This window comes from Corynebacterium sp. 045007 (assembly GCF_040743205.1).
In the GTDB taxonomy this organism is placed as follows: domain Bacteria; phylum Actinomycetota; class Actinomycetes; order Mycobacteriales; family Mycobacteriaceae; genus Corynebacterium; species Corynebacterium jeikeium_D.
On the sequence record NZ_JBFLKW010000005.1, the window covers coordinates 39903 to 65349 of the forward strand.

The 25447-nt window shown below is 59.4% G+C and carries 25 protein-coding genes; 6 read left to right on the top strand and 19 right to left on the bottom strand.

Features of this window, described 5'->3' with window-relative positions; translation table 11 throughout:
* Window positions 1-2: 2 nt before the first annotated feature.
* Both AB1Z34_RS04150 and AB1Z34_RS04155 read right to left on the bottom strand, forming a co-directional pair.
* Complete coding sequence (locus AB1Z34_RS04150; RefSeq protein ID WP_367157949.1) at window positions 3-1445, bottom strand: glutamyl-tRNA reductase; 1443 nt, start codon at window positions 1443-1445, stop codon at window positions 3-5.
* A gap of 224 nt (window positions 1446-1669) precedes the next feature.
* Window positions 1670-1912: a glutaredoxin family protein gene (locus AB1Z34_RS04155; protein WP_016421985.1), complete on the bottom strand. Its 243-nt coding sequence runs from the start codon at window positions 1910-1912 to the stop codon at window positions 1670-1672.
* Window positions 1913-2076: 164 nt separating this feature from the next.
* Between AB1Z34_RS04155 and AB1Z34_RS04160 the strand changes: the two genes are divergently transcribed.
* Window positions 2077-3201: an HAD family phosphatase gene (locus AB1Z34_RS04160; protein ID WP_070603566.1), complete on the top strand. Its 1125-nt coding sequence runs from the start codon at window positions 2077-2079 to the stop codon at window positions 3199-3201.
* Window positions 3202-3439: 238 nt separating this feature from the next.
* Here AB1Z34_RS04160 and AB1Z34_RS04165 read toward each other — a convergent pair whose 3' ends face one another.
* The 5 genes from AB1Z34_RS04165 to AB1Z34_RS04185 all read right to left on the bottom strand — a co-directional run bounded on the left by AB1Z34_RS04165 (window position 3440) and on the right by AB1Z34_RS04185 (window position 7413).
* Entirely contained in the window at window positions 3440-3541 is a 102-nt protein-coding gene (locus AB1Z34_RS04165; protein WP_003855542.1) for an AURKAIP1/COX24 domain-containing protein, read from the bottom strand.
* 242 nt (window positions 3542-3783) lie between these two features.
* Entirely contained in the window at window positions 3784-3975 is a 192-nt protein-coding gene (locus AB1Z34_RS04170) for a helix-turn-helix domain-containing protein (RefSeq protein WP_005509751.1), read from the bottom strand.
* A 263-nt stretch (window positions 3976-4238) separates the two neighbouring features.
* The gene (gene proC / locus AB1Z34_RS04175; RefSeq protein WP_284797596.1) at window positions 4239-5048 is read right to left on the bottom strand and encodes a pyrroline-5-carboxylate reductase; all 810 of its coding nucleotides are present in this window, start codon (window positions 5046-5048) and stop codon (window positions 4239-4241) included.
* A 102-nt stretch (window positions 5049-5150) separates the two neighbouring features.
* Entirely contained in the window at window positions 5151-6473 is a 1323-nt protein-coding gene (locus tag AB1Z34_RS04180; protein WP_284797597.1) for a hypothetical protein, read from the bottom strand.
* Window position 6474: 1 nt separating this feature from the next.
* On the bottom strand, window positions 6475-7413 hold the full coding sequence (locus AB1Z34_RS04185) for a Ppx/GppA phosphatase family protein (protein WP_161798518.1): 939 nt from the start codon (window positions 7411-7413) through the stop codon (window positions 6475-6477).
* Between the two features lie 34 nt (window positions 7414-7447).
* Here AB1Z34_RS04185 and AB1Z34_RS04190 point away from each other — a divergent pair, with 34 nt between their 5' ends.
* Window positions 7448-8380 (top strand): hypothetical protein, encoded by a 933-nt coding sequence (locus tag AB1Z34_RS04190; RefSeq protein WP_367157950.1) that lies wholly within the window; start codon window positions 7448-7450, stop codon window positions 8378-8380.
* A 51-nt stretch (window positions 8381-8431) separates the two neighbouring features.
* Here the strand turns inward: AB1Z34_RS04190 and AB1Z34_RS04195 are convergent, their stop codons facing one another.
* The 5 genes from AB1Z34_RS04195 to mshA all read right to left on the bottom strand — a co-directional run bounded on the left by AB1Z34_RS04195 (window position 8432) and on the right by mshA (window position 13194).
* Window positions 8432-9127: a response regulator transcription factor gene (locus AB1Z34_RS04195; protein ID WP_016421979.1), complete on the bottom strand. Its 696-nt coding sequence runs from the start codon at window positions 9125-9127 to the stop codon at window positions 8432-8434.
* Between the two features lie 3 nt (window positions 9128-9130).
* Complete coding sequence (locus AB1Z34_RS04200; protein WP_016421978.1) at window positions 9131-10438, bottom strand: ATP-binding protein; 1308 nt, start codon at window positions 10436-10438, stop codon at window positions 9131-9133.
* A gap of 131 nt (window positions 10439-10569) precedes the next feature.
* Complete coding sequence (locus AB1Z34_RS04205; protein WP_070643272.1) at window positions 10570-11316, bottom strand: phosphoglyceromutase; 747 nt, start codon at window positions 11314-11316, stop codon at window positions 10570-10572.
* Between the two features lie 70 nt (window positions 11317-11386).
* Complete coding sequence (locus AB1Z34_RS04210; RefSeq protein WP_070643274.1) at window positions 11387-11872, bottom strand: YbjN domain-containing protein; 486 nt, start codon at window positions 11870-11872, stop codon at window positions 11387-11389.
* A gap of 59 nt (window positions 11873-11931) precedes the next feature.
* Window positions 11932-13194, bottom strand: a complete 1263-nt coding sequence (mshA, locus tag AB1Z34_RS04215) for a D-inositol-3-phosphate glycosyltransferase (protein ID WP_180950668.1) — start codon at window positions 13192-13194, stop codon at window positions 11932-11934.
* A gap of 259 nt (window positions 13195-13453) precedes the next feature.
* On the opposite strand from mshA, the gene AB1Z34_RS04220 reads away from it, so the two are divergent.
* On the top strand, window positions 13454-15289 hold the full coding sequence (locus AB1Z34_RS04220; protein WP_367157952.1) for a long-chain-fatty-acid--CoA ligase: 1836 nt from the start codon (window positions 13454-13456) through the stop codon (window positions 15287-15289).
* A gap of 305 nt (window positions 15290-15594) precedes the next feature.
* Here the strand turns inward: AB1Z34_RS04220 and AB1Z34_RS04225 are convergent, their stop codons facing one another.
* Window positions 15595-16770 (bottom strand): UDP-N-acetylmuramate dehydrogenase, encoded by a 1176-nt coding sequence (locus AB1Z34_RS04225; protein ID WP_367157979.1) that lies wholly within the window; start codon window positions 16768-16770, stop codon window positions 15595-15597.
* 85 nt (window positions 16771-16855) lie between these two features.
* Between AB1Z34_RS04225 and AB1Z34_RS04230 the strand changes: the two genes are divergently transcribed.
* The 3 genes from AB1Z34_RS04230 (at window position 16856) to purU (ending at window position 19144) form a co-directional block, all read left to right on the top strand.
* The gene (locus AB1Z34_RS04230; RefSeq protein ID WP_367157953.1) at window positions 16856-17353 is read left to right on the top strand and encodes a DUF2505 domain-containing protein; all 498 of its coding nucleotides are present in this window, start codon (window positions 16856-16858) and stop codon (window positions 17351-17353) included.
* Between the two features lie 97 nt (window positions 17354-17450).
* Entirely contained in the window at window positions 17451-18221 is a 771-nt protein-coding gene (locus AB1Z34_RS04235) for an LmeA family phospholipid-binding protein (RefSeq protein WP_016421971.1), read from the top strand.
* A 17-nt stretch (window positions 18222-18238) separates the two neighbouring features.
* Entirely contained in the window at window positions 18239-19144 is a 906-nt protein-coding gene (purU, locus tag AB1Z34_RS04240; RefSeq protein WP_016421970.1) for a formyltetrahydrofolate deformylase, read from the top strand.
* Between the two features lie 182 nt (window positions 19145-19326).
* Here purU and AB1Z34_RS04245 read toward each other — a convergent pair whose 3' ends face one another.
* From AB1Z34_RS04245 to AB1Z34_RS04270, 6 genes are all read right to left on the bottom strand, one after another.
* Window positions 19327-19638: a DUF2516 family protein gene (locus tag AB1Z34_RS04245; protein WP_042388363.1), complete on the bottom strand. Its 312-nt coding sequence runs from the start codon at window positions 19636-19638 to the stop codon at window positions 19327-19329.
* Between the two features lie 124 nt (window positions 19639-19762).
* The gene (locus AB1Z34_RS04250; protein ID WP_070549781.1) at window positions 19763-21112 is read right to left on the bottom strand and encodes a DUF445 family protein; all 1350 of its coding nucleotides are present in this window, start codon (window positions 21110-21112) and stop codon (window positions 19763-19765) included.
* A 190-nt stretch (window positions 21113-21302) separates the two neighbouring features.
* Window positions 21303-21701, bottom strand: coding sequence for a hypothetical protein (locus AB1Z34_RS04255; protein WP_016421967.1), 399 nt, complete (start codon window positions 21699-21701; stop codon window positions 21303-21305).
* A 40-nt stretch (window positions 21702-21741) separates the two neighbouring features.
* On the bottom strand, window positions 21742-22491 hold the full coding sequence (locus AB1Z34_RS04260) for a succinate dehydrogenase/fumarate reductase iron-sulfur subunit (protein WP_016421966.1): 750 nt from the start codon (window positions 22489-22491) through the stop codon (window positions 21742-21744).
* Window positions 22491-24509, bottom strand: coding sequence for a fumarate reductase/succinate dehydrogenase flavoprotein subunit (locus AB1Z34_RS04265; protein ID WP_049172376.1), 2019 nt, complete (start codon window positions 24507-24509; stop codon window positions 22491-22493). The genes AB1Z34_RS04260 and AB1Z34_RS04265 overlap by 1 nt, the downstream gene beginning before the upstream one ends.
* Window positions 24510-24528: 19 nt before the next feature.
* On the bottom strand, window positions 24529-25269 hold the full coding sequence (locus AB1Z34_RS04270) for a succinate dehydrogenase cytochrome b subunit (RefSeq protein WP_049172378.1): 741 nt from the start codon (window positions 25267-25269) through the stop codon (window positions 24529-24531).
* Window positions 25270-25447 lie beyond the last annotated feature (178 nt).

Sequence of the window (25447 nt, forward strand, 5' to 3'; positions counted from 1 at the left end):
TGTTAATTTTTGGTGGTTTCAGCAACGCCTTCAATGATGGCACTACTGTCAAGACCATACTGCTCAAATCCCTGCATCCGCCCAATTCGGCCCTCTACCATGAGATCTGCGGGGATATCGGTGTCAGCATACAGGCCAGAGGGGGTAGATAGGGGCAGGTCGAAGAGCTTCTGCAGCGCAAGCGCGTAGTTGCCACCACCCTGCTGACTAGAAAGCTTCTTGACCTGCACCGTTGGCACATGCAAGAGCTTATCGACGACGCGGCGAACCGTGGACTCGACTTCGCGACGTTCCTTTTGAGTAAGCCCCGGTGTCTTCGCCTCCAGGCGAGCGAGCTCAGCCGCCGCCACATCCGCCGCGCGCTCACGCAGAGCGCGAACAGTCGGTGCTACCTCGCTTGCGCGCTGCGCCGTGAGGTAGGACTCCAACTCTTCGGCCACAATGTCGCGCGCTGCAGCCTCATCATCACGACCCGGAACCTCCGTGCGAGTCATCTGCAGCAATTCGATGTTGAAGAGTGCGATCCCCTCAAGCCCGGAGACATCCTCCGCGACGTCGCGAGGCATAGACAAATCGACGATGGCGAGCGGGCCGTGGTCGACAACATCTGCAGCTGAGACCACTGGAGTCATGGCTCCGGTGGCACTGACGAGAATGTCCACATCATCGAGGACATCAGCGAAATCATGCAACGCAATAGCAGTAGCGGGGATGCCCGCTTCGATCGAGTGGTTAGCCAGGTTCTGCGCCCGGTCAACGGTGCGGTTGGCAATAATCAGACGATCAATGCCGCAGCGCCCCAGGTAACTGGCGGCCAGCGAACTCATCGCACCGGCGCCGAGGATAAGGGCCGAACGTCCGGCCAGAATATCGGTACCCTCAGCGACGTCAACACCAGAGTTGAACCCAGGATGCAGCGCAGCAATCGCCTCGTCGATGGCCACGGAGACCATCGATGCGCCCGCATTATCAATCAGTGTTTCGCTGTGGACTCGCTTGCCTGTGTGCAGCGCCTTCTGCGCCAAGTCATGCAGCATGCGACCGACGGTGCCGGCTTCGTCCGCTTCCTGGTAAGCATTGCGAAGCTGACCGATAATCTGCTGTTCCCCCAGCACCATCGAGTCAAGACCAGCACACACCGAGAAGGCATGCTCCGCTGCGGCCTGTGCGTACCGCACATAGAGGTGCGGTGTCAGTTCATCGAGTTCGAGCCCAGTACGACCGACAATTTCACGGACCACGGCCGATAGGCCAGAGTGGAAGCCGTTGGCCACCACGTAGTACTCAACGCGGTTACAGGTCGACAACAGCATCGCTTCGCTGATCGCTTCATCCGCGACCAGCCGAGCCAAAATGGCCTCTCGCTCAGTTTCACCGACGGAGACCTTTTCAAGAAGGGTCACCGGTGCAGACCGGTACGACATTCCGACGAGAAGCACACTCACCGCTCAATCACCGCTCTATTGCTCCTTCACAGGCCCCGCTACGGGCTTTTTCACACAGCTATGACTGTTAACGCTAGACAACTCTGCCATCTCGTCACAACAAAGGCATACTTTACTTAGTCTCTACCTCGATGTTCGCAGCACTCCCCTACTTCTTTGCCGCTACTCCACATTCTGCCATGTCTCCGCAGCTCCTAGCAGTTCGGCAGAGTTGTCTCCCGAACTTATTCGGCCTCCGCTATCGCTTCCAGGAGTTCATCATCATCGATTTCCCAGCAAGCGATTTCCTCATCATTGACCAAAATCACCGGCACGCGATCGCCAAATTCCATGGCCAAGTTCGGATCGGTATCGACGTCTTCCACCTGGAACTGCGCATTTTGGTCCCGAACTAGCGGCTCAATCTGCGCAATCACTCGGGCGCACGAACCGCACGTCTTCCTACTCATCACCGTCACAGTCACCATAACGGCCAGTCTAAAGGTCGACTGTTTCGCTTTACGACGTCCCCCTCCCCACACTTCCCCTGCAAAAGTGACTCTTCTTATCCTTGCCCCATCCGCTCCTTGAATCTCAGCGCGCAGCTTTGCCTAAAGACCGGATACTATTCAACAAGAGCTTCCGATAACGGATGTCGGTTGCATACACCGTGGAAAGAGATTTTCGTGCCGTGAGTGAGTTCAGTGCCGACAACCGCTCCCCCTTCCCCATCGACATGCTGGGTGACCTTGCGTCCTCGCAGGGTAACGTCCGCAACTTCCTCGAGCAGGTAGTTCTCGCTCCGCTCAATGACGAAGCACAGGAGGAAGCTGGTGCTGCAGCGGCTGCCAATGCACTGGAAGCTCTCGGCGAAGTCTACGACGTCGGCGGCGAAGAACTGGCTACGGGATTTCGCAGTGTAGCTGGTGCCGAAGATGCCGCTGGCGGTGCCCGTGTGCTCTCGCAGCCCATTCCAGGTGTCGAACGCGATCAGGGCGCAGCCGCTTTCTTCGATGTGGACAACACGCTTGTCCAAGGCGCATCAATCTTCCTCTTTGCCATGGGTTTGGTCGAGCGCGGCTTCATCAAGAAGCGTGATTTGGCCGGCATGATTTGGAAGCAGCTGAAATTCCGAATCTCAGGCGCGGAAAACGCTGCCGACGTAGCTAAGGCCCGTGAACAGGCATTGGAGTTTTTCGCCGGCCACGATGTGAATGAAATGGTCAAACTCGGCGAAGAAATCTTTGAAGAAAAGATCAGCGACCGCGTTTACCAGGGCACCCGCGATCTGGCGGAACTACATATCCAGGCTGGCCAAGAGGTCTGGCTGGTCACCGCCACCCCGGTGCAGCTGGCCCAGGTTATCGCTAAGCACATCGGACTGACCGGCGCCCTTGGCACGGTCGCCGAGGTCAAAGATGGCAAGTTCACTGGCCGCCTGGTAGGCGATATTCTCCACGGCCCGGGTAAGAAGCACGCGGTGGCAGCTCTGGCAGCCTCTTCCGGGTTGGACATGTCTCGCTGCACGGCATACTCAGATTCCGCCAACGACATTCCCATGCTGTCCATGGTAGGCACCGCCGTAGCCATCAACCCGGACCGCAAATTGCGGAATTACGCCCAGAAGATGCGGTGGACTGTCTACGACTACCGTCACTTCCGCTCCGCAACCTTCGCCACGATGCGGTGGCTCTCGATCGGAGCACTGCTGGCAGGAGCTGTCGGGGGCGCGGGACTCGTCGGCAAGCGACTGTGGGACGCGAATAAGGAAAGTTAAACGCTGCTAGGCGCACTCGAGAGTTAGTGACTGCGTTTATGACAAAAATGGCTCGAAAAATGGCATGAAAGTGTCATAAACTCCTACAGTTTCACATTTGCAGCCCGTAATCGGCAGCCCGTGATTAGCCCCCAACGACAAAACCCGCCCTATCTCAACGAGACCGGGCGGGTTCTGCTTTTAAAACGTGTACGCGACGCAGCACGCGCGCTCCTGCGATAACGGCAGGAATGCTGGCTTACTTGCCGAGCTTACGACGCTGCACGCGGGTACGGCGAAGCATCTTGCGGTGCTTCTTCTTCGACATGCGCTTGCGACGCTTCTTAATGACGGAACCCATCGGCTCGACCTCGCTATTCGTTGACGGAAATTTCTTTTCTTGCACAATGGCGGCGTACTCAATGCGGCCTTACAACCGCCGAGATGTCACGCCCTTTTTCCTTCCGCCTTCACAGCTAGATACTTCATGACTTGAAGACGATAGGAAACAGGGGCGCAGCACAGCACCATGTACTAATCGGATTAATCATAGCGGGGACATATGCGTTCAGGTCAAACAGCCCCGCTTAAAGGCAGAAAAAATTAACCCGCGTTGTAGAAGGAGGAGTCCAGGTATTCCTTGACTGCGGACTCATGGACGCGGAAAGAACGGCCAACGCGCACTGCCGGCAGCTCGCCAGCGTGAACCAGGCGGTAGACGGTCATCTTGGATACGCGCATGATGTCAGCAACTTCCGCAACGGTCAGAAAGGTGCCTTTATCTGCATTCTGCATTAGTAAATATTCCCTTCAGCGCACGCGACGCGCTGCAGGCTTCCCCTCCTGCAGAAAATCGTGACACGCACGTGCTTTTCATATCCTACCGGTAGGCAAGGTGCCGGTGCGATTTTTGATAAAAAATAGGGGCATTGGCGAATGGTGTGACAGTTGTGACTAACCCATCGTCCCTGCGTATCGGATTAGCTACTGCCGCTGACCATTTCCAATGCCCCAAATATTGGGGTTACTTGTACACCCGCCTCTACTCGGCGAAATGCTTATTTACCCATCTCGTTGGCCTTGTCATAGCAAGCCTGCAGCGCACGATGCACCGCGCGGCGAATGCCTTCTTCCTCGAAAACTCGGGTGGCCGCAGCGGTTGTACCGCCCGGCGAAGTGACATCGGCACGCAGCGCAGTCGGGTCCGCACCTTCCTGCATCATCATCTCGGCTGCACCAGCAGCCGTAGCCGACGCCAGACGCTTAGCCTGATCACGCTTGAGGCCCAGATTCACACCCGCATCGGTCATCGCCTCGACGAACTGGAAGAAGTAAGCCGGACCGGAGCCCGAGACTGCAGTAACTGCAGACATCAGCGACTCATCGACAACCTCAACGCTGCCGACCTTCTCCAACAGTTCGACAACCTCGTCGGTCTGGCTCTCCGTGACAAAGCGGCCCGGCGCGACTGCACAGACACCCTTGCCCACCAGCATCGGGGTATTCGGCATGACGCGGATCACCGGAGTACCGACAGCACAGACGCTTTCCATCTTGTCCAGCGTGATGCCAGCCGCCATCGACACCACAATGGTGTCGACCTCAGAGTCATCGAGCACGTCGGCAATCTGCTCGAGCATGTCGATAATCAAGTACGGTTTTACGCACAAGAACACCACGTCGGCACCGTCGACGGCCCCTACTGGGTCGTCGGTATCGACAATGCCGTAGGTCTCCTTCAGACCGGCCAGGCTCTCCTTGGTGCGCCCCACCACATAAATCGAGGAGGGCGAGACACCACCGTCGATGAGACCACCGACGAGTGCGCTACCTATCTTTCCGCCACCAATTACAGCAATTCTTGTCATGGACGCTAAGTGTGCCAAAACTGGCCCACACATGCGAATGCAGGGACCGGAAAACTACGCTTCCGACCCCTGCATCAGGTGATGATTATTCTGTTGACCCCACTACAACTGGAAGAGAATCCAGGGGCCAAATGTCAGCGCCAAACCGACAAGTCCTGCGAGAATCGGTGTCAGTTTGTCCTTCTCACGGCGCAGGTAGTTCGCCATTCCCGCGAAGCCACCAGCGACCACGAGAGCCATGATGACAACCACAATCTTTGGCAGCGACGACCAGGCCATGGTGAAGCCCAGGAACACCAATGCACCAGCAATCAGACCCACGAAGACCTGGATTAGCAGCAACGGCACCGAGAGGGAATTGTCCTCGGCGTAGCCATCGCGCGCGACGGCCTTGCCCTTGGAGCTCTTGGATTCTTCACGCTTAACGACGTCCCGGGGCTCCGCCTGCTTCTCGTCAGCTGCGGCCTGGGTCGGTGTGGTCTCGACCTGCGCAGCCTCAGCGGGGGCGTCCTCGGCCTGCTCGATATCGGCCTGTGCGTCTTCTGCCTGTGCAACTTCAGGAGCGACAGCGGCTGCCACTGCCGCCTTGGAAGCGGCACCGGTATCGGCGTCAGCGTCGACAGCCTCGAAAGTAGCGGTTTCCTGAGCGGCTTCAGCCTCAGCAAGCTGTTCACCGTCGACGCCATCCGTTTCAACGGATGCCTCAGACGCTTCGTCGACCTTGTCCTGGACAACCGGAATGGAGGCGGTCGGACGGTCGTCGTAAGCGTTGGAACCGGTGAGTACTGCACGAGCGACTGGCCCCGGTTCCCCAATCTGCTGCGACTCGTCTGCCATGTCACGCAGTTCGGTGAAGGTGTAGGTAATCTCCGAACGTTCGGAGTTGACCATGACCGGACGGGGTTCCATCGGAATTGCCAATGGCACCGCAGGGGCTGCTGGCTGCGCAGTTGGTGTGCTCTGCGCGGCTTGCTCCTGCTGCGGAGCTGCCGGTGCAACCGGTGCAGCCGGTTCTTCAGCAACTTCGGCAACCTCGTCAGCTTCAGCCTCGGCCTCAGCTTGAACCTCATGCTCCGAAGAACCCGCCCCTTCAGCAACTACCACTGGCTCAGCGACAGCCTCCGAGTGCTCTGGAGCTTCTACCTCCGGTTCGGTTGCCTGCGCTTCTTCGGCGGCGTTGGCCGCAGCTTCGTCGGCAAGCAAATCACTCGTAGTCGTCTGATCGTCGTCTGCGTTGGAAAGAGCGTGGGCACCACGTCGCGGTTCGTCGGCCTTTACACGAGGGATTGAGCCGGTGAGTTCCTGAACGGACACACCGCCTTCTTCAAGGCTGCGTCGACGGCGGCGCCGCGGTGGTTCAGAGGGGGCTCCTTCCTTCTGCCGCCGCGCCAGCAGTTCGGCAACGGTGAGCTTTTCCTCGCTCATCTCAACCCTTTCCGTATAGGTCACTGTCCAGTCGTCGGAAGATGATGCCCTCGCGCAGCGCCCAAGGACAAATCTCGACCTTCTCTAATCCCAATGCTCGCATACTAGCCTCTGCAACGAGAGCACCTGCGACAATTTGGTGAGAACGATTCGCACTAACACCCTCAAGTTCAGCACGGTCAGCCGCCGTCATGCGGGAAATAAACGCAATCAACTGGCGCAAACCAGCGGCAGTCAGAGTGCGCTTAACCCGGGGACCAGCGGCGGAAGGCGCCGCACCGGTCAGGCGGGCGAGAGTGCGGAAAGTCTTCGAGGTGGCGACAGCCAAGTCCGGCTCACCAAGCGTACGCAGATGACGAGCTGGCTCAGCGAGCTCAGCATCAATGTAATCGCGCAGCAGGTCAATCTTCTTGCGCTCCGGCGGATCGGTCTCGAACCACTCGTGGGTCAACCGTCCCGCACCGAGCAGCAGCGAGTACGCCGCCTCCGGATCTTCATCAGTACCCGACGTCAGCTCAAGAGAACCGCCACCGATATCCAGGTTGATTAGACGACCAGCAGACCAGCCGTACCAGCGCCGTACTGCCAAAAAGGTCAGACGAGCCTCATCCTCACCGGAGAGAATCTGCAGCTTAATGCCAGTTTCTTTCTCAACGTGGGCGAGAACCTCGTCCGCATTCGTGGCATCGCGAACAGCTGAAGTGGCGAAGCTAATCATCTCTTCGCACTTCATCTGCTCAACCAATTCCTTGGATTCAGCGACGTAGCCCGTCAGCTTGTCAATGCCCTTCTTGGACAGGTTGTTGTCCTTATCCAGGTACTCGACCAGCTTCATCGTCGACTTGGAATCGCTCATCGGAGTCGGATGTCCGCCCCGGCGGGCGTCCACCATCACCAAGTGGACGGTATTACTACCTACATCTAATACACCTAATCTCACTCTTAGTAGGTTAGACGGTCTACGGTGTATTGGTGTGAATCAACCCCACCCCCGCCCCGGTCGCGGACCGCAACCGTCTCCCGCTGAAGTCGCCTATGACTTTCCCCGCGAGTGGTTCGAGTTCGCCCACCCGGAGGACCCAGAACACATCATCACCTGCGACCTAACCTGGTTGATGAGCTCCTATCAATGCGCTTTCGGCACCTCCGCTTGCCAGGGCATCGACTCCGCGAACGCGGATGTCGGATGCTGCGGCCATGGCGCCTTTATCACCGACGAAGAAGACCGCGAGAGGGTTATTGGCGTCGTAAAGCGAATGGAAGGCGACTCCACAGAGCCTCAGTGGTGGCAGAACCGCCCCAAACAAACCCTGAAGTGGCTCGAAACCTACGAAACCGACCCCTCCGAACCGTTGGAACCGTGGTTAGTGTGGGACGAGCTTGACGACGAAAACGGAGAGCCTGAGCCTGCTCTGAAAACGAAGGTCGTGAAGAATGCCTGCATTTTTGCCAACCGTGACGGGTGGCGCAATGGTGCGGGCTGTGCCATCCACCAGTGGGCAATGGCCAACGACATTGACCCCGTGAAGGTCAAGCCGGATGTGTGCTGGCAGGTGCCGCTGCGCCGACTGGAGGACTGGGAGGAACGCCCAGACGGCCAGGAGATTCTGCGCACGACCATTACTGAATATGATCGTCGTGCCTGGGGCGATGGCGGCGAGGACTTTGAGTGGTTCTGCACGGGCGCGCCGGCCACACATACCGGTGGCGAGCCGGTGTGGCGCACGCACAAGTCCGAGCTAATAGAGCTCATCGGCGAAGAGTGCTACGAAATTCTCGCGGAGCACTGCCGTGCCCGAGAAGCAGCGGGCGCGGCCAAGGTTTTCGGGCCGAGTGGCTACCCACTGCTGGCGATTCACCCGGCCACACGCGCAGCGGCCGAGGGGCTGGCACCGGACGAGGTTTAAGTCGAGGTTTCTCAGACCGCCGGCGGAGACCGTCGGCAGCAGTCTGCTGAGCTAGTCCTCGAACTTGTAACCCAAGCCGCGAACGGTGACCAGGAATTCCGGCGAGGAAGGATTGCGCTCGATCTTGGAGCGCAGGCGCTTGATGTGTACGTCCAGCGTCTTGGTGTCGCCGACGTAGTCGGAGCCCCAGACGCGGTCGATGAGCTGGCCGCGGGTGAGCACACGACCACGGTTGCGCAGCAAATACTCCAGCAGGTCGAATTCCTTGAGCGGCATTGCGACATCATCGCCGTCAACGGTGACCACGTGGCGCTCGACATCCAGCACGACCGGACCGCCGCGCAAGACCTCCTCGTAGATATCCTCGACATCGTCGGAGTCGTCGTGGCGACCGCGGCGCAGCACAGCCCGGATACGGGCAATAAGCTCCCGGGAGGAATACGGCTTGGTCACATAGTCATCCGCACCAATTTCGAGGCCGACGACCTTGTCAATCTCAGTGTCACGGGCGGTGACCATAATCACTGGGACAGAGGACTTTAAGCGGATGTTTTTGCAGACCTCGGTGCCACTCATACCTGGCAGCATGAGGTCCAGCAGCACAATGTCCGGTTCTGCCTTGGAGAATTCTGCAAGTGCTTCCTGGCCGTCAGCGGCCATCCGCACCTCGAATCCTTCGCGCTGCAGCAGAAACGCAAGCGGCTCCGCCAAAGCCGTCTCGTCTTCGACAATAAGTACCTCAGTCACGGATTACTTCATTCCTTCCTTGGAATCCTTGTTCTGGGAATCCTTATCCTTGCCACGGGTTTTGCCCGTACCTCGCTGCGCGTTTTTCTTAGCCGCAATTTTACCCGCAGGCTGGGTGTGGCCGATTGGCAAACGTGCAGATACATCGCCATCATTCGACGCGGAACCGTTCTTTTCCATCAGCGGGAGCTCAATGGTGAAGGTCGATCCTGTGCCCAGCCGACTCCACAGCTTCACGGTTCCCTTGTGATTCGCTGCAACGTGCTTAACAATTGCCAAGCCCAGACCGGTACCGCCTGTCGCCCGCGAGCGTGCCTTATCCGCACGGAAGAAGCGCTCGAAGATACGCTTCTGATTCGCCTGGGAAATGCCGATACCGCGGTCAGTGACGCGGATAGCGACGGTGTCGTTATCCTCCTTGACCGCAGTCACAGATACAGGCGTGGCCTCTGGCGAGTAGTTGATCGCATTTGAAATCAGGTTGGACACCGCGGTGATCAGCAGGCTGCGTTCACCTTCAACCACCAAATCCGGCTCACAGTCAACGGTGATTTCAATACCCGCCTGCTCCGAGAGCATCTGGTTACGACGCACAGCTCCTTGGACAATCTCTTCAACCTTCACGGGAGACATGTCCGGCAGTGGCTCTGCCCCCTGCAGCTTCGACAGCGAGATGAGTTCCGTAATCATGGTCGACATCCGCTTGGACTCCTGCGTCAGGCTCTCACTGAAGTGACGCACGGCAACCGGGTCGTCGGTAGCTTCATTCAGCGCCTCGACCAAGAGGCTGATGGCCCCCACCGGAGTCTTGAGCTCGTGGGAGACGTTGGCCACAAAGTCACGTCGCGCGGCCTCCATACGGGCCTGTTCGGAGACATCCGCCGCATAAATCACCACAAAACGGTCGTCCACCAGCGACAACGGAGTTAGCTGACAGCGGACAATTGTGTCCGGCGCCCCCGCCCGGCGCGACGGCAGCACCAGCGTTAGCTCCTGGTCCTCCTGCGAGTCAAAGACCTTGAGCGCAGCTTCCCAGCCCACGTCATTGAGGCGGCGCTCATAGACCAGCCCCAACTTGTGCGCCATGGAGTTCGACAAAATCAAATCACGCGAGATGTCAACGACCACCACACCCGTCGGAGACTTCTGAATGGCCAGGTGCATGACCTGCGCCATAGTGGTTATTGAACTTTCCTCGTCGCTCTTCTGACGCCGAGCGGCGTTATAGGCACCCGAGACAACTCCACCAAGAATCAGCACAGCTGCCATAACCGCAGCACCTAATAGAGCGGCGATAATGATTTTTGACACGGGTCTTACCCTAAGCTCTTTTCACAGTCCGCGCGCGCTGAAAAATCATTGCGCTAGCTAGCTCTAAATAGACCAAGGAGCACAGCCCCACTTGGCTGCGCCCCTTATCGGCCTATCAAACACCTACATTTTTACTTGTTGCCCTGAGCGGCAACAGCAGCAGCACCTGCGGCTGCAGCTTCCGGATCCAGGTAGGTGCCACCCGGGTTCAAAACCTTGCCCTCAGCATCAAAGTCGTAAACCAGCGGGATACCGGTCGGGATGTTCAGAGCGGCAATGTCCTCGTCCGAGATGTTGTCCAGGTGCTTGACCAGTGCACGCAGGGAGTTACCGTGAGCTGCCACCATGACAGTCTCACCGGACTTCAGACGTGGCAGGATTTCCTCTTCAAAGTAAGGAATGAAACGCTTGACGACGTCCAGGAGGCACTCCGTACGCGGAACCTCATCCAGGTTGGCGTAACGCGGGTCATTAGCCTGCGAGAACTCGCTGTCATCCGACAGCTCCGGCGGCGGAGTGTCGTAGGAGCGACGCCAGGACATGAACTGGTCCTCGCCGTACTTCTCCTTGGTCTCTGCCTTGTTCAGACCCTGCAGAGCACCGTAGTGGCGCTCGTTCAGACGCCAGTCACGGATAACCGGAATCCACAACAGGTCAGCGGTATCCAGGGCAATGTGTGCGGTGTTAATTGCGCGACGCAGCAGCGACGTGTAGAGAACCTGCGGCTTCAGGCCTGCCTCTACGAGCATCTCACCGGCACGTACTGCCTCAGCGCGGCCCTTGTCGGTCAGTGCAACGTCGACCCAGCCCGTGAACTGGTTGGATGCGTTCCACTCACTCTGGCCATGACGGACAAGAATCAGTTTTCCATTGCTCATACCCCCAATTGTGCCCCAAAACTGGAAAGCCCGCCGTTCGTTGCCCCGCTATGTGGGTTGCTACCCCCGGCTACTCAACCATGTGGCGGAACTGCTCCAAATTGGCCAGGTTTTCCCCACGGTCAACCCGCCACTCCCACTCGCGCTTAATTGCCGATGCAAAGCCGCGTTCGAGGATCTGGTTGAAGTCCCCATCGGCCGTCTCCAGCAGCTGACCGAGGAGACGGTCGAGGTCATCGTCGGAAAGCTCAGCGGGCAGTTGACCGACCAGGTAGATGTCGCCGGCGGCGTCGATGGTGTAACCGATGCCGAACAGACGACGGTTGCGCTGCAGCAACCACTTGTAGACGGCCTCGTGGTTTTCTTCGACCGCGCGACAGACGAAGGCTTCAACACGCAGGGAGTCCGGCGCCGGGATGAGACCGACGACAGTCTTGAGCTTCTTCTTACCAGGCAGGACCACCACGGCGGCATTGTCTGCAAGACCATGCTCGACACCGAGGCGTTCCAGCTGCTCACCGAGGGATTTCAGCTGTACTTGGATGTCCGTGCTCATCGTGAATCATCTCCCTGCTTTTGTGGCTACGGCTCTGGCGGTACTGAAGCTAACGAAACCTACCGGGAGCCGCCCGCATCCCGGATAGAGCCGGGACAATTTTCCTTTTGGAGTTCGGTTCGATGATAGACATCGGCCAACCGATCCACGGTCTTTTGCCAGGAAAACTCCAAGGAGTGCTCGCGCGCCTGGGTGGCCAACTTAATGCGCAGCTCGTCGTCCTCCACCAGGCGACCGAGGGCATCGGCCCAGGCTGCGGACTCGTGACCGTCGACAAGCAAACCGCTGACCCCATCGTCGACAGCGATGGAAAGCCCGCCGACATTCGCCGCGACAACGGGAGTGCCGGTGGCCTGAGCCTCCATCGCGACCAACCCGAAAGTTTCGTTGTAACTGGGCACGGCGACAATATCTGCGGCCTGATAGAGCTTCGCCAGGTCCTGCGGCGGGCGCGGGGGCATGAACCGGACTAGGTGATCAATCCCCTCTTCCGCGGCGAGATTGGTGAATTCGTCGGGCGCATGCAGCCCAGAACCGGACAGTCCACCGCAGATAATCACTCGAACATTAGTGGCGGGATGGCGACGCATGAGCTCACCGACACCGCGCAGCAATACCTGCGGGCCTTTCAGCCGCTGCAGCCTACCGACGAACAAAATGACCTTAGTGTGCAACGGGATGCCCAGCTCACGACGGGACCGCTCGGTGGCACGATCACTGCCCGGCGAAAAGAGCTCCACGTCCACCCCGGGCGGCACAACATTGATGCGCCACGGGTCGGCATCGTGGAGATCCGCGAGCTGCTTAGCCTCGGCATCGGTGTTGACGATGAGCCGGCACGCATTGTCCACAATCTGCTGCTCACAGATACGCCGAGACTCCGGCTCCGGCGTATCTCCCTCCGCCAGATGGAGATTCTTCACTGCCGCCAGCGTGTGCGCCGTGTGCACAAACGGAATGTCAAGCAAATCCGACAGCAGCCACCCCACCTGGCCAGAGAGCCAGTAGTGCGAATGGATCAGGTCGTATTCAATCCCCTGTTTGCGGGCGAATTCAATGACCCCACCGGCAAAGGCCGGCATCTGCGTAGCCAGGTCTGACTTCTCTAACCCCTCATATGGACCAGCCACAATGTTGATGACGCGGAAGTTCTCACTGACCTGAATCACCGGCCCATCGCTGGAACGCGTGGCGCGGGTGAAAACATCCACCTTCACACCGCGTCGCGCCAGCTCCTCGCAGGTGCGCAGCACGTAGACATTCATGCCACCAGCGTCACCGATGCCCGGTTGCTCCAGCGGAGAGGTATGCATGGAGATCATCGCGATGCGGTTCGGCCACGCCGGGGTGTTAGAGGTGGCCGCGTCTGCGCCCGCCGTTGCCGCCGGAAATGTTTCGCTCATACTGCCCAGAGTGCCTACGCCAGGGGCAACCCCGCAAATGAGTACCTCAAATACGTGTATCGGAATTCCGGCATCGCAGTGCGACGTACGGCACAATAGAGGTCGATACCTACTACGTCGTAGGTTATTATCACCTCACGACATATTCAGGTGCTAAACAAAAATTTAGGAGGACCCCATGGCCGATACATCCAGCTCACACGCTGCAAATGACTCTGCCCCAGCTCACGGTTCCGCACCCAACGCTGCGGTTTCCAAGGCCTGGCTGAACTTGTATCCGGAGTGGACCCCACCCCACATCGACTACAACTTCGACACCCTCCTAGACGTCTACCGCCACACTCTGAGCAACCACCCGCGCCGCAAGGCACTGACCTTATTCGGTCGCTCCACCTCGTATGCGGAGCTGGATGCCAAGGTTCGCAGCGTTGCCGCCGGCCTGCGCGCACTTGGCGTACGCAAAGGCGATCGCGTGGCACTGCTCATGCCGAACTGCCCGCAGCACGTCATCGCCTACTGGGCAGTTCTGCACCTCGGCGCTGTTGCCGTAGAGCACAACCCCCTCTACACCGCCCACGAACTGCGCCACCCATTCAACGACCACGGCGCCCGCTTTGCCATCTGCTGGGACAAGATCGTCCCCGTACTTGAAGACCTCCGCAACAACACCCCGCTCGAGACCATCATCGCGGTCAATATGCTGCAGGACCTGCCGTTTGTCATGCGCACCGCCCTGTCGATCCCGCTGCCGAAGCTCCGCGCCGCCCGCGCTAAGCTGCACTCCTCCGCACCGCAGGTCATGGGTTTTGACGCTTTGCTTCACGACGCCGTCGGCGGAGATGGCCACGACCTCCAGGCCGATGAATCCATCACTGCCGATGACACTGCAGTGATGATGTACACCTCTGGCACCACGGGCTCGCCAAAGGGCGCACAGTTGAGTCACCAGGGGTTGGTAGCGAACATTCTGCAGGGTAAGGCCTGGGTGCCGGGCCTTGGCAAGGAGCGGGAAATCTCCCTCGGCATCCTGCCAATGTTCCATGCCTACGGCCTGACCATTGTCACCAACTTGTCCATGCTGATTGGCGCTGAACTGGTGCTGGTGCCGGCACCGGAGATTCCGCTGATTATGAAGGTGATGAAGAACAATCGCCCGACATGGGTGCCTGGTGTGCCGACTCTCTACGAGAAGATTGTCGAAGCAGCCGAGCGCGATAATGTCGATCTCTCCGGGGTAAAGTTTGCCTTCTGTGGCGCCGCTACCCTGCCGGTTTCCCTTGTACAGAAGTGGGAGAAACTCACTGGCGGGCGCCTTGTCGAAGGCTACGGCCTCACCGAAACGTCACCGATTATCGTCGGCAACCCGATGGACGGCAACCGCCGCCCGGGCTACGTTGGCCTGCCATTCCCCGACACCGAGGTTGCCATCGTTGACCCCGAAAATCCCACCAAACTCCGCGCTGACGGCGAGGAGGGCGAGGTCATCGTCCGAGGCCCACAGGTTTTCGCCGGTTATCTCAACCTCCCGGAGGCAACGGAGAAGTCCTTCACCGATGGGCCTGCTGAGCTTCCCGCTGGCGACCGTTGGTACCGCACCGGCGATGTCGGAGTCATGGAGTCGGACGGCTTCATCAAGCTGGTTGCCCGCATCAAGGAGGTCATCATCACCGGTGGCTTCAATGTCTACCCGGCCGAGGTCGAGGAAGTACTGCTCTCTCACCCGGACATCACCGATGCCACGGTCGTCGGCCTGCCGAAGAGTGACGGCTCCGAGATGGTCGTGGCCGCGATCACCCTTGCTGACTACGCCCGACTGGATTCCGACGCCTACCGCGACCACTGCTACGACAACCTGACCCGGTACAAGGTGCCGCGCGCATTCTTCCACCTGGAGGAACTTCCTCGCGACCAGATGGGCAAGGTCCGCCGCCGCGATGTCCGCGACGTGCTGCTCACACAGCTGGAGCAGAAGGGCCAGAGCGTCGATTCGCTTTCCCACCGCAAGTCCCATTAGTTCAGGGTGGTTTTGTAGTTGGGATAGGGGCCTGAGTAGAGCGGGCTCCTATCCCTTTAAGGCGGACCCCGGCTCCCCCCCCCCCCGGACTTAGTGACTAGGTTTATGACAAAAAACTGAGGGTGAATAATATTCACATGTCATAAACCTAGTCACTTTCTTTATCTCACCATTGGGAGAAAGCCCGGGAGCGCAAACTGAGGACTACCCGGCGGTTCTATCAGCCCCAGCGGCCCCGCCAGCCCCATCAGTCCCGCCAGCCTCTCCAGTCCGCCCCCACTGGCCATCAGCCACCCGCCGCGGGCCTAATCGATGCTCACGCCGACCCACACCGGCTCGGGCACCAGGGTCACGCCGAAGGCCTTTTCCACGCCAGCGCGCACATCGCGCGCCAAAGCCACCAAGTCGGCGGCGGTCGTAGGCGTACCGTCGCCGGACTCCCCGCGGTTGGTCAGGGCAAGAGTGTGCTTAGTCGACAGTCGCGCGGGCGCACCGTCACCGGGGTAGCCCTTGGGGAACCCGGCGCGCTCGATAAGCCACGCCGCCGAGAGCTTCACGGCCCCCTCGTGGCCGGGGCCAGCGGGGAATGCGGGCATATTCGCGGCCTCATCGGCCCCACGCAGCGCGGCAACCTTTGCACGCACGGCCTCCACCGAGTTCTCCGGAATAATCGGGTTGGTAAAGAAAGAACCCGCCGACCAGGTATCGCGGTCAGCATCTTCGAGCACCATGCCCTTGCCCCGGCGCAGCTCAAGCACCTTTTCGCGCACCAGCTCCGCCGGCCTGCGAATCTCGCCAGCCGCAGCCTCGGCCTCGTCGACGCCCAGGCGCCGCGCCAGTTCGCCATAGCGAAGTGGCGCGGACATGCCATCCACACTGAGCTCGAACCGCACGGCCAGCACCACTGCCCGTGCGGTGAACTTCAGGTTCGAGTAGCGGTAGGAAAGGTCGAGAGACTCCGGTTCCCCCCACTCGACCGAGCCGGTTGCGCGATCGTAAAGCTGCACCGAGTCCAGGACCTGCGACACCTCAGCACCGTAGGCGCCAACGTTTTGCACCGGAGTGGCTCCGGCCGATCCCGGAATACCCGATAGGCATTCAAGGCCGCCAAAACCTGCGTCGACACTCATCGCCACGACCTCGTCCCAGACCGCACCGGCCTCGGCCTCCACGACTGCCGACACGGACTCCAGTCCGTGTCCGCGAGTGCTCATGGTCACGTTGTCGGCCTCGATCACCACAGCCACCAGCGGCTCGAGGTCATCGGCCACCACCAGGTTGGATCCGCCTCCCACGATGAGGAGGGGTACGTTAGCGTCGTCAAGCGCGCGTACAACATCGACCACAGCGTCCGTCGTGCTACACCGGACGACGGCACGCGGCACCCCGCCGAGGCGGAGCGTCGTCAGATCCGAGAAAGCGGTATGCGTGCTGAGCTCCACCCCCTCTAGCCCCGCAAGCCCATCGATGGCTTCTTCCATGTCGGAGGTCAGGTGAATTGGGTTCGGCGATTGGTCGAGATTTTCCACGCCCCTAGCGTAGTGCAAATTACGTATCATCAAGCGCATGACTACGACTAACACGCACACCGTCAACTTCGACCAGCCGATTGAGAAGGTTTACGAGGCCCTCACCGACGCCGGTTTCTGGGAGAAGGTCGCGAACCGTTTCTCGGCAGCTGACGGCAAGGTGGAAAAGTTCGAGACCACCGACGCTGGCACCACCGTCGTGATTCGCCAGACCGTCTCTGCTGACAAGATTCCGGCGCAGGCGCAGAAGTTCGTTAAGTCCGGGGTCGGCATGACGCGCACGTTCGTCATCAGCCCGCTTAACGACGACGGCGCGACCTCCACCGTGACCACAGAAGCTTCGGGCGTACCGGCGTCCTTCAGTGCGTCCCAGAAGCTCATCGCCCAGGGTGAAGGTGCAGTGCTGACCACCAACTCCGAGTTCGCCATCAACGTGCCGCTGCTCGGTGGCAAGCTCGAGGAGAAGGCCGCTCCGTACCTGGAGCGCGTCCTCAACGCTGAGACCTCGGTACTGGCGGACTACGTCGCTAAGTAGGTTGCGCAGCGGGGCACACCGAGGCGGCACCGGGGGCGGACACCCGGGCGAAGAAAGGTGGTAGCGACGGAGCCGTCGTTAAGCAAGACTGGGAACCATGAGTTCTGCTAAACGCTCGTCGAGCGTCAAAGTCCTGCCCACCGTCCTCGGTGTCATCATCGTGGTGGCGCTCATTGCGATTGCCGGCGAAATCGGCGTCCGGATGTTCGTGAGCAAGGAGATTTCCGACGGCTACCGCACCTCCGCCGAAGAGCGTGGTGCAACGGTCACTGAGGACCCCAAGGTTTCTTTCGGCACCCGCCCGATGCTGCTCGCCTTGGCCACCAAGTCAGTGCCCTCGATGGATCTGTCCACTCCGAACACACTGGAGGTCAAGAACCCGGAGGCGCTGGGTGGCGCACCGGAGATCAACGGTGACCCGGCAGCGGAAGTGCACCTGGAAAACGTGGATCTGAGCAATCGTGCGGATCCGACGGCAGAGTCGCTGCGAGTAGACGTCACAATCCCACCTCAACTGCTGCAGGCGCTAATTAACCGGGAAAGCGGTGTACGCGCTTCCACAATCACGCCGTTGCCGGACGAAGGCCTGTTCAACATTGAATTCGCCTCCGGATTTGCGACCTCCAAGTTCCGCCCGATTGCCAACGGCGGTCATATCGAAATCAACTTGGAGGGCGGCTCAATCCTCGGCTTAAACCTCGATGGCCTGGCCGGCTGGCTGGGAGAAGCGAGCGGTACGCTGTTGAGCTACGACATCGGCCACGGTATGCAGGTGGAGGAAGCACACGTCACAGGGGAGGGCCTGGCGTTGACGCTGACGGGCGCAAATCTGCCTTTGTCGACCGTGAGCGAACTTACCTTTAGCTAGCAGGTAAGATACCGAGAATGACTCGCTCTCTCATCACCGCAAATAGCGGTACTCCCACCGAGCGCCAGTACATCTTCTCGCTCGGCTGTCCAGACCGTACCGGTATCGTTTCCACCCTGTCGACCTTCCTGTCCGACATTGGTGCGTGGATTACCGAGGCGGACTTCTTCTCCGACCCGGAGACCGGATGGTTTTTTACTCGCCAGGCGGTCCGCGCCGACGCGCTCGACCTGACGGTAGAAGAGCTGCGCGAGAAGTTCGCTGAGCTCGTCGGTGATTGGGGCCCTGAGGTCCGCTGGAAGGTCACCGACAACGCTGTCCCGAAGCGCGCTGTCATCCTGGTGACCAAGGAAGGCCACTGCCTGCAGGATCTGCTCGGCCGCGTCGCACAGTCCGACTATCCGATGGAAATCGCTGCAGTAATTGGTAACCACCGCGATCTGGAGCCACTGGTCGCAGCGTATGACATTCCCTTCCACCACGTGCCCTTCCCCAAGGATGCCGTCGGCAAGCGTAAGGCATTCGATGAGGTCGCCGAGATTGTCGACGCCGAAAACCCGGATGCCATCGTGCTCGCACGTTTCATGCAGATTCTGCCGCCGGATCTGTGCGAAAAGTGGGAAGGCCGCGCAATCAATATCCACCACAGCTTCCTGCCGTCGTTCATGGGCGCGCGCCCGTACCTGCAGGCTTATCGACGTGGTGTGAAGCTTATCGGTGCCACCTGCCACTACGCCACTGAGGACCTCGACGACGGCCCGATTATTGAGCAGGACGTCATGCGTGTCTCCCACAAGTACACCGCTGCGGACATGCAGCGTGAGGGTCGCGATGCGGAGAAGCAGGTCCTCGCCCGCGGTTTGCGCTGGCACCTGGAGGATCGTGTGCAGGTCTACGGCAACCGCACCGTGGTGTTCCAGTAGGTTACCGTGGTGTTCCAGTAGGTTTTCGGGGAGCCAGACCTATCCCTATCCCCTCCCCCAGAAAGAAAGTGTCTGGGTTTATGACAAAATCACCGGGTTTTTCACCCAGAAACTGTCATAAACCCAGACACTTTCTCAGTTGTGCGGGCTAACACCCGCCCTGGGCTAGCACCCGCCCGGGACTAATACCCGCCCTGTGCGTTCGACAAAATGTCCTTGATCTGTGGGCGAACATCCAACCAGTAAATACCCGTGATGACCAGCCCGGCAATCAGCGGGATGCCCAGCATTGCCCAGCCCAGCCACGGCAGGAGTAGGAAGATAGCCGAACCGACCAGCATGCCGGCCCAGACGTTGCGGCTCTTGCGGTCTGCAGCGTCAAAGGCATCCGCGCGGGTGGTGATGACAAGCACCGCACCGATTAGCGCCAAGATGCCGATGACAAACGGAATGGCGAACTGAAACAGGACGTCCACATAGACGGAAATTGCCATCAGCGGCGAATCCGCAAGACTGGGCAAAGATGGTAACAGGCGCACCGGGGGAACAACTCCTTTAACAGGGATGCATTGCTTTTTACATGCTAACGCACACGGTCTGATGTGCTGGGTTGTGCTGCTAAATAGCCCCAAACACCAAGGTCGACAGGGTGTAAATAGCCAAACCGGCCAGTGATCCGACAACAGTGCCGTTAACGCGAATGAACTGCAGATCGCGACCGACCATCAGTTCAATCTTGTCGGAAGCCTCATCGGCGTCCCAACGCTCGACGGTCTCGGAAATGATCGAGGTAATCTCGCCCGCGTAGTTCTCAGCGATGAAGACGACAGCCGCTTCCAGACGGCGGTCCATTCGTTTGCGCAACTCAGGATCGGACTGGATTCGCTCGCCGTAGCGGGCGGCCGTTTCCGAGACCTTCCGACGGAGCAGGGAGTCCGGGTCGCGGGCAGCGTCGACAAGCTTTGCGGATGTTGATGCCCAAATCTTCGCCGGTGCCTGTGTGACAGCGGCGGACGAAAGAATGTCAGTCTTAATTTCTTCGACCTTGGCGATGGTCTTCTCGTCGTTCTGCAAATCAACGGCGAGCTGCGTGAGGAAGCGGTGGAGCGCCAGGCGCGCGTCGTGCTTAGGGTCATGCTGCACCTGCCAGGTCCAATCAACCAGCTCGCGATAGACCTTGTCGCCGATGAGATCGTTGACAAAGCTCGGTGCCCAGGAGGGGGCGCGCTCTCCGACGAGTCGGTCGATAAGATTCTGCGAGCCCAGCGACTTCCGGTGCAGCCACTCAGCCATCTGCTGGACAATAGGCTCGGTGCGCCCTTCTTCGATCAGCTGCTCGAGAACCTTACCCGCTGGTGGCCCCCACTCCGGGGCTGCAACTTCGTCGATGACTGCTGACTTCAGCACTGCGGCGGCATCGTCAGGATTAATCGCCTCCAGCACATTTCCGGTGAACTTACCGACCTCTGCGGACACTTTGTCGGCGTTTCCCGGCGCTACCAGCCATTCGCCGATACGCTCAGGAATCTCGGCCTTACGCACCTTGTCCACAATCAAAGCGGGGTTCAGGAAGTTATCACCGACGAACTGCGCCAGGGACTCACCGACCTGGTCCTTCTTGCGGCGGACGATAGCGGTGTGTGGGATAGGAATGCCGAGCGGGTGGCGGAACAGAGCTACGACTGCGAACCAGTCGGCGAGGGCACCGACCATGCCAGCCTCAGAAGCAGCGCGAACGTAGCCCACCCACGCGGGCACAACTTCGCCTGCGGATAAGTGTGAAGACTCAATACCGCGGCATGTGAAATACACAGCGGTTGCGATGACCAGCAGCATCGTAGCGAAGGCCTTGGCCTTACGCAGTTGCGCACGTTTTTCCGCCTCAACCTCTGGTGATGGCCCGGGAACTTCGAGACGGTCCGAGACCGTATCTACAGCTGCCGGGAGCTTAGCGGGGTTGTTATCCATGTGTATAGATTAGGCGCCGAAAACGCGAAAATGCCACCGCGCCGCAGTCCGCTGTTGGTGAGAGAGGTACTTCTCAATACTTCCCTACCCCAGCGCACTGTGCACAGTGGCATCAACTGTGGAGGTGCTAGTTCAAAAGGCTAGCGTTGCATCCGCCTAGAGGCGAGCGCCTTTAAACTGGGGCAAGCCTTTAGTGGTGAGTGCCGAATTCCTTTCGGTAAGCCTTGTAGTCACGACGACCGATGGAGATGCAGGCCAGACCCGCAATAACCATAACCAGTCCGACTACCAGGCCAGCCCACATGAACACGCTGCCGTCGAAGTTCCAACCACCGGTGTAGTCGGTGTAGTTGGCGGCATCCTTAGCCAGGAAACCGTTGCTGTGAGAGGCAGCAGTCTGGTCGGCAAAAACGGTCGTTGCGAGACCGAAAATGAAGGTACCCCAAGCCGCCAGAGAGGCGAGCATGAGTCCCATGCCAATCCAGGTAATGCTCTTGTGAAGCGAGGAGTATTCGGCATTCATGCTCTGAGGCACGTAACCGTCGACGAAGTGCTCTTCGCCCTGGTAACGCTTGACTGCATTCGCCATAATCTATGTCCCTTCTGGAAAACTCTAATCGAGAAAGAGTTTAGTCGTCCTTACCGCGGAAGAACGAACGAGCTCGTTCCTTGGTAACGGCGGCAACCGCAGTCAGCGGGATACCGGCCGGGCAGACGTCAGCACATTCACCATAGAGGGAGCACGGACCGAAGGTGCCTTCGACCTCGTCAACCATCTTGCGGGCACGCTTGCCACGCTCTTCCTTACCCAGCGGGACCAGGGAGAGGTGAACCAGCTTTGCGCCGGTGAACAGATGTGCAGCACCGTTCGGGCAAGCTGCGACACAAGCACCACAGCCGATGCAGGCTGCGTGGTCAAGTGCGAACTCAGCGGTCTCGTGGTTCAGGTGCAGAGTATCTGCATCCGGAGCGGTACCAGCGTTGATGGAGACGTAGCCACCCTGCTCGAGGACACGGTCCAGAGCGGAGCGGTCAACGACCATGTCCTTGATGACCGGGTATGCGGCGGAGCGCATCGGCTCGATCTTCAGGGTGTCACCATCGCTGAACTGGTGCAGACGCTGCTGACAGGTCGGGGTGTTCTGGCCCGGGCCGTGCGGACGACCGTTGACGTTCAGACCACAGGTACCACAGATACCCTCACGGCAGTCAGATGCGAACGCGAACGGCTCCTTGCCGGACTCGACGTACTTGGAGTTGACGTGGTCAAGCAGCTCCAGGATCGACATCTCTGCGACGGCGTCGTCAACGTCAACGGATTCAAAGTGTCCCTCGACGTTCGGACCTGCTTGGCGCCAGATTTCAAGGTGCAGTTTCATTACTTGTAGTTCCTTGTCATGAGCGGGACGGCTTCGAAGGTGAGCGGCTCGGCGTGGCGAATGAATTCGTGACCGGACAGATCCCATGCAGGACCATTGTTGCCTCGCTCCCATGCGGAAACGAAGCACCAGTTAGCGTCATCGCGCTCTGCCTCGCCATCTTCGGAGATGTGGTCATCGCGGTAGTGAGCACCGCAGGACTCATCGCGGTCGAGGGCGTCGACACACATGAGCTCACCGAGGTCGATGTAGTCAGCAACACGGTTAGCGTACTCGAGCTGCTGGTTCATCTCATTCGGCTCACCCGGGATAAACAGGTCAGACCAGAATGCCTTACGCAGTTCGCGGATCTCCTCGATACCGCGAGCCAGGTCTTCCTTGTTACGGGCCACACCACAGTCGCGGTAGAGAATCTCACCGAGCTGGCGGTGGAAGTACTCAGCACCGTGCTTACCCTGGATGCTCATCAGCTTGTCCAGGCGAGCCTGAGCGCGGTCCAGTGCTTCCTTGGCCTCCGGGGCATCCTCAGCCAGGCGGTCGGTACCGAGCAGCGGGCCAAGGTAGTTCGGAATGGTGAACGGCAGGGTGAACCAACCGTCGACCGAACCGGACAGCAGGGAGTTTGCACCCAGGCGGTTTGCACCGTGGTAGGTCCAGGATGCCTCGCCACCGGTGAACAGACCCGGGATGGAGGTCATCTGGTTGAAGTCAGACCACAGACCACCCATGGTGAAGTGGCAGGTCGGAGCAATGCGCATCGGAACCTTGTACGGGTCCTCACCGATTGCCTCTTCGTACATCTGAATCAGGTTCGAGTAGCGTTCCTTGATGACCGGCTGGCCCAGGCGCTCAATTGCGTCACGCAGATCCAGGTAGACGGAGTTCTTCAGCGGACCAACACCGTAGCCGGCGTTAATCTGCTGAGAGTTGGCACGGGAAGCGACGTCACGCGGGACGAGGTTACCGAATGCCGGGTAGCGACGCTCCAGGAAGTAGTCGCGCTCGTCCTCCGGGATGTCGTTGGCCGGGCGCTCGTCGCCCTTCTTCTTCGGGGTCCAAATACGTGCGTCGTTACGCAGCGACTCGGACATCAGAATGGTCTTCGACTGCCAGTGCGCGTTGACCGGAAGACCGGTCGGGTGGAACTGGATGAAGGACGGGGATGCGAAGTAAGCACCCTGGTCGTATGCACGCATGATGGCCGAAGCGTTGGAGTTCTTGGCCAGCGTGGACATGTGGTAGACGTTGCCGTAACCGCCGGTAGCCAGAATAACTGCGTGAGCAGTGTGAACGGTCAGCTCACCATTGATGAGGTTACGCATGATGGCACCCTGGCAACGGCCGTCGGCGACGATGATGTCAACCAGCTCGTTGTGGGTGAAGATCTCGACGTTGCCGAGACCAATCTGGCGCTGCAGAGCCGAGGTAGTCGACAGCTGCAGCTGCTGACCCGTCTGACCACGGGTGTAGTACGTACGGGAGACCTGCACACCACCGAAGGAACGGGTTGCCAGGGTACCGCCGTACTCGCGAGCGAACGGAGCACCAATTGCATTCAGGTGGTCGATGACGCGGACGGACTCTACAGCCAGACGCCAGCAGTCGTTCTCGCGGCAGCGGTAGTCGCCGCCCTTAACGGTGTCCTTGACGTGGCGGTAAGCGCCGTCGTTGTCGACCTTCTTACCGCGAGCGGAGTTGACACCACCCTGTGCAGCAATGGAGTGCGCACGGCGCGGAGCGTCGTGGTAGGTGAAAACCTGCACGTCGTAACCGAGCTCGCCGAGGGCAGCAGCGGCAGCGCCACCAGCCAGGCCGGTACCGACGACCATGACGCGGAACTTACGACGGTTCAGCGGCGAAACCAGGTTGGCGTGATCCTTCTGGTACTGCCAGTGGTCCTTCATGGAGACCTTGTCACCCGGGGAGTTATCGGACAGAACCTTGCCGATCTTGACCCCGTCGACAACGCTTTCCGGCGCGCGGAAGTCCGCAGCGGCGGTTGCTTCAGTGTTAGTCATAGTAAATTTCCTCCTCGACCTACGAGACCAGACCGGTCAGGACGGCGACTGGGATGAAGATGTTGCCGACAACAACCAGCAGCGGCAGCAGGCCGGACAGGAACAGCAGAACCTTGCGCCAGCGCTTACCGGTGATACCGAGGTCGGAAGTAGCAGTCCACAGACCGTGGGACAGGTGCAGCAGCAGAGCGAGCTGCGCAATGATGTACCAAACAACAACACCCGGACGCGAGAAGGACGCAACCACGTTCTGGTACGCCTCACCGTGCTCGAAAGAAGACGGAGCAACGCCAGCACCGATGGTCAGGTCCAGCAGGTGGAAGATGATGAAAGCCAGCAGTACGATGCCGGTGATCACCATCGAACGTGCAGTAAAGGTGTTCCAGCTGGACACCATGCCCTGACGGCGGAACTTGCCGCGGGACTGCTTAGCACGTGCAGCCAGGGTGAGGCCACCGAAAATGTGCAGGACAATAGCTACCAGCAGGACAATGCGGAAAACCCACAAAATGCCCTCGTTCGGAACTGCCGGAGCACCGACAGTGCGCAGGAAGGTCGCGTATGCGTTGAAGTCTTCCGCGCCAGCGAAAATTTTCAGGTTACCCAGCATGTGGACAATAACGAAGAGGCCAAACAGCACGCCAGTGACGGCCATGGTCAGCTTCAGAGCCCATGAGGGGTATTTAGGCTGCTCGCGCAGCGGTTCTACATTAATTTTGCCGTGCGCGATTGCGTCACGGTTTGAACTTTTAACAGTCATGGCACCTCCAGTGTCATATTCACTCTAAAGTCACACAGCGCCTGGTAAACATTTTTCCCCCTTTTGGGTGGGGATTTTCACAGGTTACCTAGGTCTTTTCTCCGCCTTTTCTCAGGTTATCGCATTTTAGCCACTTCTGATGTCGTCGCTGTATAAATCCTCTTCCCCACCATAAAAA

Coding starts and splice junctions, on each gene's coding strand:
- AB1Z34_RS04155 (WP_016421985.1), bottom strand. CDS start 1,912: ATGGTGACTGTGACGGTGATGAGTAGGAAGACGTGCGGTTCGTGCGCC.
- AB1Z34_RS04160 (WP_070603566.1), top strand. CDS start 2,077: ATGTCGGTTGCATACACCGTGGAAAGAGATTTTCGTGCCGTGAGTGAG.
- AB1Z34_RS04165 (WP_003855542.1), bottom strand. CDS start 3,541: ATGGGTTCCGTCATTAAGAAGCGTCGCAAGCGCATGTCGAAGAAGAAG.
- AB1Z34_RS04170 (WP_005509751.1), bottom strand. CDS start 3,975: ATGCAGAATGCAGATAAAGGCACCTTTCTGACCGTTGCGGAAGTTGCT.
- proC (WP_284797596.1), bottom strand. CDS start 5,048: ATGACAAGAATTGCTGTAATTGGTGGCGGAAAGATAGGTAGCGCACTC.
- AB1Z34_RS04180 (WP_284797597.1), bottom strand. CDS start 6,473: ATGAGCGAGGAAAAGCTCACCGTTGCCGAACTGCTGGCGCGGCGGCAG.
- AB1Z34_RS04205 (WP_070643272.1), bottom strand. CDS start 11,316: ATGAGCAATGGAAAACTGATTCTTGTCCGTCATGGCCAGAGTGAGTGG.
- AB1Z34_RS04210 (WP_070643274.1), bottom strand. CDS start 11,872: ATGAGCACGGACATCCAAGTACAGCTGAAATCCCTCGGTGAGCAGCTG.
- mshA (WP_180950668.1), bottom strand. CDS start 13,194: ATGATCTCCATGCATACCTCTCCGCTGGAGCAACCGGGCATCGGTGAC.
- AB1Z34_RS04220 (WP_367157952.1), top strand. CDS start 13,454: ATGGCCGATACATCCAGCTCACACGCTGCAAATGACTCTGCCCCAGCT.
- AB1Z34_RS04225 (WP_367157979.1), bottom strand. CDS start 16,770: ATGGAAGAAGCCATCGATGGGCTTGCGGGGCTAGAGGGGGTGGAGCTC.
- AB1Z34_RS04230 (WP_367157953.1), top strand. CDS start 16,856: ATGACTACGACTAACACGCACACCGTCAACTTCGACCAGCCGATTGAG.
- AB1Z34_RS04235 (WP_016421971.1), top strand. CDS start 17,451: ATGAGTTCTGCTAAACGCTCGTCGAGCGTCAAAGTCCTGCCCACCGTC.
- purU (WP_016421970.1), top strand. CDS start 18,239: ATGACTCGCTCTCTCATCACCGCAAATAGCGGTACTCCCACCGAGCGC.
- AB1Z34_RS04245 (WP_042388363.1), bottom strand. CDS start 19,638: ATGGCAATTTCCGTCTATGTGGACGTCCTGTTTCAGTTCGCCATTCCG.
- AB1Z34_RS04250 (WP_070549781.1), bottom strand. CDS start 21,112: ATGGATAACAACCCCGCTAAGCTCCCGGCAGCTGTAGATACGGTCTCG.
- AB1Z34_RS04255 (WP_016421967.1), bottom strand. CDS start 21,701: ATGGCGAATGCAGTCAAGCGTTACCAGGGCGAAGAGCACTTCGTCGAC.
- AB1Z34_RS04260 (WP_016421966.1), bottom strand. CDS start 22,491: ATGAAACTGCACCTTGAAATCTGGCGCCAAGCAGGTCCGAACGTCGAG.
- AB1Z34_RS04265 (WP_049172376.1), bottom strand. CDS start 24,509: ATGACTAACACTGAAGCAACCGCCGCTGCGGACTTCCGCGCGCCGGAA.
- AB1Z34_RS04270 (WP_049172378.1), bottom strand. CDS start 25,269: ATGACTGTTAAAAGTTCAAACCGTGACGCAATCGCGCACGGCAAAATT.